The 1,720-nt window shown below is 71.8% G+C and carries 1 protein-coding gene and 1 pseudogene; one reads left to right on the top strand and one right to left on the bottom strand.

All coding sequences use genetic code 11. The annotated features are described in order from the left end of the window. The first annotated feature begins 1 nt into the window (after position 1). Entirely contained in the window at positions 2-1,564 is a 1,563-nt protein-coding gene (locus tag AC1D15_RS30555) for a transglycosylase SLT domain-containing protein (protein WP_477828982.1), read from the top strand. A gap of 9 nt (positions 1,565-1,573) precedes the next feature. On the opposite strand, the pseudogene recR reads toward AC1D15_RS30555, so the two are convergent. Continuing rightward, positions 1,574-1,720, bottom strand: a pseudogene (recR, locus tag AC1D15_RS30550) (recombination mediator RecR); the annotation flags it as partial.

Raw genomic sequence — 1,720 nt, 5'->3', positions numbered from 1 at the left:
GATCCCTCTCTTGCGTCTGACCCTGCGACGAGGCTGCGGCCTGGGCCTGTTCGCCGCGCTGACGCTGCTGGCGGCCTGCGCGACCACCACGCCGACCCCAGAGGGCGGCGTCGTGGGCGCATCTCCTGCAGCCTCTGCACCGGAGGTGTCGGCCGCGGCCAGCGCACCCGCCGGGGCGGCCTCGGCCGCCGACAACACCACCGTCGCCGAGGGCCCGGCCGTCGCGCCGCCGATCGACCCGCTGCGCCCCGAAGAGAAGGTCGACCTGAACGCGCCCACCGCGAGCATCGACCTGTGGTCGCGCCTGCGCCACGGCTACGCGATGCCCGACCTCGACACCGAGCAGGTGCGCACCGCCGAGCGCTGGTATGCGTCGCGGCCCGACTACGTGCAGCGCATGACCGAGCGCGGCAGCCGCTACCTGTTCCACATCGTCGAGGAGGTCGAGCGCCGCGGCATGCCGACCGAGCTGGCGCTGCTGCCCTTCGTCGAGAGCGCGTTCAACCCGCAGGCGGTGTCGTCGGCCAAGGCCTCGGGCATGTGGCAGTTCATGCCGGCCACCGGCAGCACCTTCTCGCTGAAGCAGAACGTGTTCCGCGACGACCGCCGCTCGGTGCTCGGCTCGACGCGCGCCGCGCTCGACTACCTGGCCCGGCTGCACGACATGTTCGGCGACTGGCACCTGGCGCTCGCCGCCTACAACTGGGGCGAGGGCAACGTGCAGCGCGCCATCGCGCGCRACCGCCGCGCCGGCAAGCCGACCGACTACCTCAGCCTGAAGATGCCGAACGAGACGGCGTTCTACGTGCCGAAGCTGCAGGCGGTGAAGAACATCGTGCTGCACCCCGAGGAGTACCTGCTGACGCTGCCGTCGCTGGACAACCACCCGTACTTCCTCAGCGTGCCGATCGAGCGCGACATCGACGTCGCGCTGGCGGTGCGGTTGGCCGGCGTGTCGCTGGAAGAGTTCCAGACGCTGAACCCGCAGATGAACCGGCCGGTGATCTTGGCGGCCGGCACGCCGCAGCTGCTGCTGCCGTACGACAACGCGAGCCAGTTCGTGCGCAGCATCGGCGAGCACCGCGGGCCGCTGGCCACCTGGACGGCCTGGGTCGCGCCGCGCACGCTGCGCCCGGCCGATGCAGCCAAGCAGGTGGGGATGACCGAGGCGCAGTTGCGCGAGGTCAACAACATCCCGCCGCGCATGCTGGTGCGGGCCGGCTCGACGCTGCTGGTGCCGCGCGGCGAGAGCCGCCAGACCGACGTGTCGGGGCACCTGGCGGACAACGGCGTGATGTCGCTCGTGTCCGAATCGCCGGCGCTGCGCCGCATGGCGCTGAAGGCCGGCAAGCGCGAGAGCGTGGCGACGGTCGCGCAGCGCTACCGCGTGAGCGCGGCGCAGGTGGCGCTGTGGAACAAGACGACGGTCGGCGCGAACTTCAAGCCGGGGCAGACGGTGTATGTGTTCGTCGCGAGCAAGGCGACAGCGCGCAAGCCGGCGGTGCGCACCGCATCGAAGGCGCATCGGCCGGCGAAGCGGCCGACGCGGGTCGCGAAGCGCTGAGCGGGTGGGCTAGCGCCGCTCGCTCAACGCGTGCGCGATGGTCCCCAGGTCGACGTATTCGAGCTCGCTGCCGATCGGCACGCCGCGCGCCAGCCGCGTGACGCGCAGGCCACGTGATTTCAGCGTCTCGCCGATCACGTGCGCGGTGGCCTCGCC

The sequence above is a fragment of the Rhizobacter sp. P2_H2 genome, from assembly GCF_056403375.1.
This window is presented reverse-complemented; position numbering and strand designations above follow the sequence as displayed.